The organism is Acinetobacter sp. 12966 (assembly GCF_031196995.1).
GTDB classification, from domain to species: domain Bacteria; phylum Pseudomonadota; class Gammaproteobacteria; order Pseudomonadales; family Moraxellaceae; genus Acinetobacter; species Acinetobacter geminorum.
Window position 1 is genome coordinate 1 of record NZ_JAVIMC010000125.1, and the last position, 597, is coordinate 597.

1 protein-coding gene is annotated in these 597 nt (G+C 50.9%); it reads left to right on the plus strand.

The features are described 5' to 3' along the window. Positions 1–597, plus strand: a 597-nt coding sequence (locus tag RFW85_RS17705) for a thioredoxin family protein (protein WP_375143871.1), incomplete at both ends; no start/stop codon positions are given.

A 597-nucleotide genomic window follows, 5' to 3' on the forward strand; every position in this document is an offset into this window, starting at 1 on the left:
CCCCCCCCCCCCCCCCCCCCCCCCCCCCCCCCCCCCCCCCCCCCCCCCCCCCCCCCCCCCCCCCTTGGTGTCGCTAAAGCAGGTGAACAACCCCGTGTGTTCTTTGCTGGCTTACCAATGGGCCATGAGTTTACATCTTTGATCTTGGCACTGTTACAAGTGTCTGGCTATGCACCTAAAGTGTCAAATGAAGTGCTCAACCAGATTAAAGGTTTAAACCTCAAAGCCAACTTTGATGTGTTTGTATCACTCAGCTGTCATAACTGTCCGGATGTGGTACAGGCGCTTAACCTGATCGCGATTTATAACCCGAACACTACAGCAACCATGATTGACGGTTCATTCTTCCAAGACGAAGTCGAACAACGCAAAATCATGGCAGTACCGATGGTATTCCAAGACAATGAACACATTGGTCAAGGTCGTATGACCCTTGAAGAGATTGTGGCAAAACTTGATACCAACTCAGCTGAAAAAGATGCAGCAGTACTCAATGCCAAAGATGCGTTTGATGTATTGGTGATTGGTGGTGGTCCTGCGGGTGCAACAGCTGCAATCTATGCTGCACGTAAAGGCATTAACACAGGTATCGTGGCT